The sequence below is a fragment of the Actinomadura sediminis genome (assembly GCF_042675525.1).
In the GTDB taxonomy this organism is placed as follows: domain Bacteria; phylum Actinomycetota; class Actinomycetes; order Streptosporangiales; family Streptosporangiaceae; genus Spirillospora; species Spirillospora sediminis.
Genome location: NZ_JBHTJA010000184.1, coordinates 1 through 7,857, shown reverse-complemented (window position 1 = coordinate 7,857; position 7,857 = coordinate 1). Strand labels below are relative to the sequence as shown.

The 7,857-nt window shown below is 73.7% G+C and carries 8 protein-coding genes; 1 reads left to right on the top strand and 7 read right to left on the bottom strand.

All coding sequences use genetic code 11. The annotated features are described in order from the left end of the window. Nucleotides 1-251 precede the first annotated feature (251 nt). On the top strand, nucleotides 252-671 hold the full coding sequence (locus ACFQ11_RS36605) for a YciI family protein (RefSeq protein WP_378307356.1): 420 nt from the start codon (nucleotides 252-254) through the stop codon (nucleotides 669-671). A gap of 46 nt (nucleotides 672-717) precedes the next feature. Here ACFQ11_RS36605 and ACFQ11_RS36600 read toward each other — a convergent pair whose 3' ends face one another. The 7 genes from ACFQ11_RS36600 to ACFQ11_RS36570 form a co-directional block, all read right to left on the bottom strand. After that, entirely contained in the window at nucleotides 718-1,656 is a 939-nt protein-coding gene (locus ACFQ11_RS36600; RefSeq protein WP_378307354.1) for an MBL fold metallo-hydrolase, read from the bottom strand. After that, entirely contained in the window at nucleotides 1,653-1,805 is a 153-nt protein-coding gene (locus ACFQ11_RS36595; RefSeq protein WP_378307352.1) for a hypothetical protein, read from the bottom strand. The genes ACFQ11_RS36600 and ACFQ11_RS36595 overlap by 4 nt, the downstream gene beginning before the upstream one ends. Before the next feature lie 27 nt (nucleotides 1,806-1,832). Next, nucleotides 1,833-2,747 (bottom strand): DUF5954 family protein, encoded by a 915-nt coding sequence (locus tag ACFQ11_RS36590; protein WP_378307350.1) that lies wholly within the window; start codon nucleotides 2,745-2,747, stop codon nucleotides 1,833-1,835. Nucleotides 2,748-2,861: 114 nt separating this feature from the next. Then, nucleotides 2,862-3,944, bottom strand: coding sequence for a rod shape-determining protein (locus ACFQ11_RS36585; RefSeq protein WP_378307348.1), 1,083 nt, complete (start codon nucleotides 3,942-3,944; stop codon nucleotides 2,862-2,864). A gap of 831 nt (nucleotides 3,945-4,775) precedes the next feature. After that, entirely contained in the window at nucleotides 4,776-5,786 is a 1,011-nt protein-coding gene (locus ACFQ11_RS36580) for a C40 family peptidase (RefSeq protein ID WP_378307346.1), read from the bottom strand. Nucleotides 5,787-5,940: 154 nt separating this feature from the next. Beyond that, nucleotides 5,941-7,377 carry a maltokinase N-terminal cap-like domain-containing protein gene (locus ACFQ11_RS36575; RefSeq protein WP_378307344.1) on the bottom strand — a complete coding sequence of 479 codons (1,437 nt, stop codon included), beginning with the start codon at nucleotides 7,375-7,377 and terminating at the stop codon, nucleotides 5,941-5,943. After that, nucleotides 7,374-7,857, bottom strand: a 484-nt coding sequence (locus tag ACFQ11_RS36570; protein WP_378307342.1) for an alpha-glucosidase C-terminal domain-containing protein, incomplete at its 5' end; no start/stop codon positions are given. The genes ACFQ11_RS36575 and ACFQ11_RS36570, both read right to left, overlap by 4 nt.

The following is a 7,857-nucleotide window of genomic DNA, read 5'->3' as shown; positions in this document are numbered from 1 at the left end:
CGACCTGCGCCGCGCCGGGCTGCGCACCGCCGCCGGGACCCTCGACGGCCTCGCCGCCGCCCTCGGCGGCGACGACCGGCACGCCGCCGCGCGGGCGTGGGCCGCCGCGCAGATCCGGCTGCTCGCCACCGCCGAACTCCGCTGAGGAGTCTTCCGAAGAGAAGCCGGCGGCCGTGTCGATCCGCGGGATCCCCGTTCGACCTATGGGCGAACGGGCCCGCGGGGGCCCACGAGGCGACGGAGACCGGAACATGAAGTACATGCTGATCATGCGCGCCACCGACGAGGCCTTCGCGCAGATGGGGAACGCCGACCTCGCCGAGATGATCGAGACGGTGGGCCGGTTCAACGCGGAGCTGATCAACGCCGGGGTGCTGCTGGCCGCGGAGGGCCTCGACGACGCCGCCGAGGGCGTCGTGGTCGACTACTCCGCCGAGACGCCCGTCGTCACGGACGGCCCGTACGGGGAGACCAAGGAGCTGTTCGGCGGCTTCTACATCCTGAACGTGTCGTCGAAGGAGGAGGCGGTCGAATGGGCCAAGCGGATGCCGATGACCGGGCCCGGCTTCAAGACCGAGATCCGCCGCGTCACCACGATCGACGAGTTCCCGCAGGACAACGAGTGGATCCGGAAGGAGCGCGCCTGGCGCGAGTCCACCGGCCGGCTCTGACCGCGCCGCGCGGCGGCCGGTGCGCTCCCGCGCACCGGCGCCGCGGTCACGCCGAACACGTCAGCGGCCGGCCGCCGTTGTAGGCGACCATGTCGGTGAGGGCCGACACCGCGTCGATCTCGCCGCCCGGCTCCAGGCCGTCCAGTTCGGCGTAGGCCCGGTACAGGTTGCCGACGATCCGTTCGGGGTCGGTCAGCTCCGCGTACGGGCCGAGGTCGGTCTCGCGGGCCGCCTCCAGCGGGGTCAGCCCGGTGGGCTTGGCCTCCGCCGCGACGCCCCGCAGGAACCGCAGGTAGCCGAGGACGTCCGCGATCAGTTCGGGCCCGGCCACGGGGCCGTGCCCGGGAACGATCGTGGCCGCGCCCAGCGGCGCCACCACGTTCTCCAGCACCTCGATCAGCCCCGCCACCGACCCCTGCAGGACGAACGGGGTGCCGCCGTTGAACAGCAGGTCGCCGCAGAACAGCACGCGCCGCTCGGGGATCCACACGATCGAGTCGTTCGTGGTGTGCGCGGCGGTCCCCACGTGCCGGACCTCGCAGCGCAGGTCGTCCGACCACAGCGTCACGCCGTCGGTGTAGGTGAGGAACGGCGGCTCCAGCTCGACGTCGCCCCAGTCGACCTTCGTCCAGAACGGCTCGTCGAACGGCTTGCCCCACGCCAGCACCCCGTCGCGGGTCCGTTCGTGCCCGACGACGGTGGCGCCCGCGAACAGGTGGTTGCCGAAGGTGTGGTCGCCGTGGTGGTGCGTGTTCACGAGGGTCCGGACGGGCCGCGGCGTCACCGACGCGATCGCGTCCAGGTACGCGCGGGTGCGCCGCACGGTCGAGCAGGCGTCCACGCTCGTCACGCCGCGGGAGCCGACGAGGAAACCGGTGTTGTTGATCCACCAGGTGCCGTCCGGCTGCACGTACGCGAAGACCCCCTCCGACACCTCCTCCAGCCGGGCCGCGCCGGGCCCCTCGCGGTGGGGTGCGTCGCTCATGTCGGACTCCCTGGGGACGGGCCGAGCCGGACGGTCTCGATCCGGCCGGGCGGCGCGGGCGGTTCGGCGCCGACGAGCGCGGCGGCCGGCCGGCCCGGCGGCGCCTCGACGGGCCACGGAGTGTAGCCGCCGGTAAGGACGATCACCACCCGCGAAGGAACCGGAACCGCGCGCCCCTAATCGGAATCGCGGGCGGGTTCGGGGCCGTCCGGGCCGACGCGGATCATCCGGGCCACGCGGGCGATGCGGAACCGGCGTCCGCACGCGACGAACTCGACGCCGCGGCCGTCGTCGATCCGGTCGGCGGCGTGCGCGTACTCGGCGAGCTCGCCGGGGCTCGGGGGCGGCGCGCCGGGCGGCGGGAACCGCGGCAGGGTGCGGCGGAAGTAGTGCGAGAGGGCGCGGCGCGCGTCCTGCGGGCCGGTGCCGCCGGTGATGGGGCGCCAGTGGTCGTCGCGGTCCTCGACCACGGCGAACAGCGGCGGCAGCAGCACGACGCCCGGGTACGCGCGGACGGCCGCGACCGCCTCGCGGCGTTCGCCGTCCGGGACGCTCCCGGCGTCCGGCACCAGGCCGAGCAGTTCGAGGCGGAGCGTGGCGTCGGACGGGCCGACGGGCGCGGCGGGGTCGAGCCGGAACCCGTCGATCGGGCCGCCCTCGACGTCGGTGACGCGGGCCGGTTCGGGACCGTCGGCGCCGAGCCGCGCGAAGGGCGGCACCCGGACGATCCGGTACCGCCGGCCGCCGACCGCGCATTCGGAGCGGACGGGTGCGGCGAGGTCCTCGGGGTCGAAGGCGTCGGCGAGGGCGCGCATCTCCGCCCGCACCGCCGGTTCGGCCTTCGCCGCGCCGTCGCGCAGGCGGATCGCCAGGTCGACGCGGGCCGCGTAGGGGTCCATGGAGTCGAGCGACAGGACGCGCCAGACGCCGCCCGCCTGCTCGGCGACCCCGAACTCGGGCGGCCCCGCGGCGATGATCTTCGGGTAGGCGCGCATCCGCTCGGCGGCCTCCTGGTCGCGGACGGCCGCCACCGGATCCAGGTCCCGGACGACGTTGATGAGGTCGTGGCCGGGCATCTCCTCGAAGGGCATGGGTCCATCGTGGCGCCGCGCGCGCTTCCGCGGGGCGGAAACGGTCACCCGGTCAGCGTCCGGATGACTCCGGCGCAGGAGGCCGGTCAGGTTCCCGCCCCGCGGTGAGCGCGGTCAGTACTCGGGCTGGTACTCGGGCATGTAGTCGGGGACGGTCGTGAGCACCTGCGGGCGCGGCGAGCTGTCGCGGGCGGACGGCTCCTCGCTGCCCGCCGAGCGCAGCACCTCCGCGGCGCCGAGCACGGCGGCGTCCCCGGTCTCGTCGCCGACCCGCGCGGCGAGCCCGACCCGTTCCCGGATCAGCCGGTCGAGGCCGGGCAGCCGGGCGCAGCCGCCGGTCAGGGTGACGCCGACGCTCAGCAGGTCGCCGGAGACCTCCGGCCCGCAGCCGGTCAGCCCGGCGCGGATCGCCTCGATGATCCGGGCGAGCGGCGCCTCGATCGCGCGCTGCACGTCGGCGGTGGTCAGCACGACCTGCCGGGGCAGGCCGCTGGAGACGTCCCGGCCGGTCACCACGGTCTGCGCGGCGGTCCGGCGGCCGAGCGGCGGCACGGCGCCGACCTCGAGCTTGGCCTGCTCGGCGGCGGCCGCGGACAGCGCCACGCCCTGCTCCCGGCGGACGAGCTGGACGATCGCCCGGTCCATCGCCGAGCCGCCGACGGCGGCGGTGTGCGAGGTGACGAGGCCGCCGAACGCGATGACGCCCACGTCGGTGAGGTCCGCGCCGATGTTCGCGACGACGGCGACCTCCGGACGTCCGGCGGAGGTCATGCCCATGCCGATGGCCGCGGCGATCGGGGCGGGCACCAGCGTGAGCCGTCGCGCCCCCGCCTGGTAGGCGGCGAACTGCAGGGCCCGGTAGTGCACCGGGGTCATCCCGCTCGGAACGGTCGCGACCACGCGGGGGCGCGCCATGTAATGCTTGCGGTGGTGGTGCCGCACGAGGCGGCGCATCAGCCATTCGGCCTCGTCGGTCTCCGTCGGCGCCCCTTCCCGGATCGGGCGCACGAGGGTGACGTCGGGGTTGCGGCCCGCCATCTCCCGCGCCGGGGTCCCCAGCGCCAGGATCCGGCCCGTCTGCCGCGAACGGGCGAGCAGCGACGGCTCCCGGCAGACCACGCCGTCTTTCTCGACGTGCATCCGCACGGTCGCGCTGCCCAGGTCGATAGCGGTGTCACGGCCCGCGAAGTCCCACATTCGCGTCCCCTCCCCATCTCCCTGTAGTCAGTCGCATGAGCTCCGTTGATGCCCCCGCCCTCTCCGGCGATGCCCAGCGCCGGGTAAGCGAATGGCAAGGTCATGGCGCGTGCGGATCCGGCATGTCCGATTCGCCGACCGCCGCGCCGGTTTCGCGCGCGCCGCAGTCCCGAGGACGTCCCAAGAGATCACCTTCCAGTGGTGTGCCCCGCGCTCCGGCCCCGTGGAGGGCGATGCGAACCGAAATGACCGTGAAGGCGTCTCCGCGGAGAACGCACGCAAGGCGCTCCGTGCCGGGCTCACCGCTGATGACCAGGAGCGGAGTGATCAGCCACCTGCGCATCCTGCGCGAGATGCTCGACGGCACGACCGGCGACTAGATCCGGCGGAGATCACGGGCGGAGTCGGAGTCGGACGGAGGCGACGGTGACGGTGCCGTGCGGGAGGACCGCCCCGCCGACGCGCCCGCCCTGTGCGGGCGGGTTCGGTCGCCCGGGGGCGCGGCGTCCGTGACGCAGGGGCGGTCTCGGACGCGTGGGCGTGGGCGCGTCCGGGATGTGCGGGGGCGGGGAGGTACGGGGTCGGGATGTGCAGGGGGCGGGACGTGTGGGGGCGGGGACATGCGGGGCGGGACGTGCGGGGGGGTCGGAAAGGCGGCGGGGTCGGCCGCGGGTGTGGCCGGCCCCGCCGCACGGGAACAGGGTCCGCTCCGGTCGCCCGGGTGCGGGCGCGACGGGGAAGGCCGTAGGTACGGCCGGTCCCCGCATGGTGGCGGAGCGGGTCTCGGAATGTCGCGGTACGGCCGCCGGACGGGCGGCGGGCGCGGGCCGTCTAGTGCGGACGGTGTCCCGGTGCGGTCATCGGTTCGGCCGGGTGCGCGAAGGCGTTCCAGGAATCGAAGCCGGCCGGTCGCATCGGCCAGTTCTTCCCCGCGGGCTTCGCGGCCATCTTGCCGGAGTGGTGCTCGGACGGCGGATTCTTCGCCGGAGCGTGGTTCGGCTTTCCTGGCCGCGCGGGCGGTTCCGCGTGCTGCGCGTCGCCGGCGGGCGAGCCGATCGGGGGCTTCGAGGGGTGGTGGGGTTCGTGCTGTGCGAAGTGCGGAGTGTCGGGGGTCCGCGTCTTATCGGGCGGGGCCTCGGCGGGCTTCTCGCTGAGCCGGTCGATCTTCTCGACGAGCTTCCTGATCTCCAGCGGGAATTCGCGCTTTTCCGGTGCGCCGGGTCTCACCGCACCGGCGAACTGTTTCTCCCGCCGCTTGGTGAGCTTGTTGATCCGCACCCGCTGGCCGGAATACGGGGCATGTAGGTATCGGTCATTTCCGACGTACATCCCGACGTGCCCGCGATTTCGGAAGAAGACGAGGTCGCCGGGCTTGAGATTTTTCAGCTTCACCTTGCGGTCGACCTTGCGGTACTGCGCGTGGGTGACGCGCGGGAGGTCGACGCCCGCCTTCCGCCAGGCCGCCATCACCAGGCCGGAACAGTCGTAGGCGTTGGGGCCCTCGGCGCCCCACCGGTACGGCTTGCCGATCTGCTTCTTGGCGAACCGCACCGCCTTCCGCGCCTGGTCTTCCTGCTTCTCCTGCTTCTCCCGGTACGCGTCGTACGCCTTGACCTTCTCGGCGGTCGCCGGGTCGAGGTCCAGGCTTTCCAGAACCGACTGGTTCAGGTCCGCCCGCGCGACGCCGCCGAGCGGGAGCGCGAGCACCAGCCCGGCGGCGGCCGTCATGGTGACGGCGGTGCGGCCGCCTTGTCTCCGAATGGCCGATCCGGTGTTGCGGATACGGCTGGAACGTGATCGGTTCCGGCCGGTGCCCCGATCGGCGTGGCGTGCGATGGACATTCGCGTTCTCCGTTTTCGTTCGCCGCCGGTCCCGATGACCGGCTGATCTTGCCTGCGACGGTTCGGGTACCCGTTGCGCGCGCTCGAATTGGAAGAACGGGCCGATTTTGCATGATCATGGCGGCGAATTAGCGGGCATGATCGGTGTCTTTGATCAAACGGTCAGATGGGCCAGCGAGCCGAGCGGAACGGGCAGCCACGCGGGCCGGTGCCGCGCCTCGTACCGCACCTCGTACACCGCCTTCTCGAACTCGAAGGCGCGCAGCAGCGCCGCGTGCGCCGCCGGGTCCGGGCCGCCGCCCGCCGCGTATCCGCGGCAGAACGCGGCCCGGTTGCGCGCCGCCCACGCCTGCGCGCGCGTCTCCAGCCGCGGGCCGGGCTCCGGCGGGACGGTCCCGGGCTTGGCGATGAGGAACCGCGCCGCGTACTCGAACGAGCGCAGCATCCCCGCGACGTCGCGCAGCGGGTGCGCGAGCGCGCGGCGCTCGTCCTGGGAACGGGCCGGCTCGCCCTCGAAGTCGAGCAGCGTCCAGCCCGACTCGGTGCGCAGCACCTGCCCCAGGTGGTAGTCGCCGTGGACGCGCTGGACGGACAGCGGGTCGGCGAGCGCGGCCAGTTCGACGAACGCGGCGGTCAGCGCCTTCGCGTGCGGGGCGAGTTCCGGGACGGCGCGGCACGTGGCGGTCAGCTCGTCGTTCATCCGCGCCGCCATCGTCCGCACGTCGCGGGCCGAGACGGTCTCCACCCCGAACGCGTCCGCCAGCGCACCGTGCACCTCGGCCGTCGCCGCGCCGAGCCGTTCGGCCTCCGCGGCGAAGTCGCCCCCGGCGGCGCTCGCGTCCAGTTCCGCCCACTCGTCCTCGCCCGGCGCGGGCGTGTGCGCGTACCAGTCGCGGACGCTCGCGATCGCGAGGCTCCACCCGTCGGCGCCGGTGTGCAGGTAGTCCGACAGCAGCCCGAGCGTGACCGGCTCCGCGTCCCCGTCGCGTCCGGGTGCCAGCTCGAACCAGCCGAGGACGGCCGGGACGTGCGCGCAGCCGTTGCGGGTCAGCGCGAGGTTGACCTCCAGGTCGAGGTTGACGCCCCGGCTGAGCCGCCGGAACAGCTTGCAGATGTGGGCGTCGCCGAACAGCAGCGAGGTGTTGCTCTGCTCGCCGGTGATGGGCAGGCTCGACAGGTCGGTGCGGATGCGCGCGCCGGGCACGCGGTGGAACCGCAGCGGCCCGACCGACGCCCCGTCCGCGAGGTCGGCCAGCAGCACCCGGGTCAGGTCGGGGTCGAACGCGGCGTCGTACAGCCGCGCCTTCGGTTCGTCCCGCCCGTCGGCGAGCACGTCGATCTCGGCGTGCCGCAGCCGGCCGGGCAGGTCGCGGCGGACGCCGAGGAGAAGCTGGTACCGGTCGGTGACGCCGTCCTGGGCGACGTCGAGGACGAGGTGGTGCAGGCCCGGGTCGCCGGGCCGCAGCTCGGTGGCGGTGCCGATCGACAGCCCGTCGATGCGGCGGCCGTCCTTGCCGCCGAACCACCGCTGCCGCGGCAGCCAGTCCGCGATGCTCCGGACGAGGACCGGATCGGGCGGCAGCACGGTCACCGGGCACGCCCCGCGGCGGCGTTCTCCGGCGGGTTGAGCTGGAACCAGTAGAAGCCGTGGCCGGGCAGCGTCAGCAGGTAGGGCAGTTCGCCGATCGCCGGGAACTGCACGCCGCCCATGCACTCGACGGGGGAGTAGCCCTCGAACCGGCGCATGTCGAGCTCGACCGGCTGCGGGAAGCGCGACAGGTTGCTGACGCACAGGATCGTGTCCATCTGCCCCCATGGACTCTCGTCCTCGGTGATCTCCCGCGTGAACGCCAGCACGGACGGGTTCGAGGACGACAGCTCGACGTACGAGCCGACGCCGAACACCGGGTGCCGCTGCCGGATCTCGATCATCTTGCGCGTCCAGTGCAGCAGGGAGCCGGGGTTGTCGGCCTGCGCCTCGACGTTGACGGCCTGGTAGCCGTAGATCGGATCCATGATCACCGGCAGGTACAGGCGCGCGGGGTCGCATTTGGAGAAGCCGGCGTTGCGG

Coding starts and splice junctions, on each gene's coding strand:
- ACFQ11_RS36590 (WP_378307350.1), bottom strand. CDS start 2,747: ATGCCCTTCGAGGAGATGCCCGGCCACGACCTCATCAACGTCGTCCGG.
- ACFQ11_RS36605 (WP_378307356.1), top strand. CDS start 252: ATGAAGTACATGCTGATCATGCGCGCCACCGACGAGGCCTTCGCGCAG.
- ACFQ11_RS36580 (WP_378307346.1), bottom strand. CDS start 5,786: ATGTCCATCGCACGCCACGCCGATCGGGGCACCGGCCGGAACCGATCA.
- ACFQ11_RS36585 (WP_378307348.1), bottom strand. CDS start 3,944: ATGTGGGACTTCGCGGGCCGTGACACCGCTATCGACCTGGGCAGCGCG.
- ACFQ11_RS36600 (WP_378307354.1), bottom strand. CDS start 1,656: ATGAGCGACGCACCCCACCGCGAGGGGCCCGGCGCGGCCCGGCTGGAG.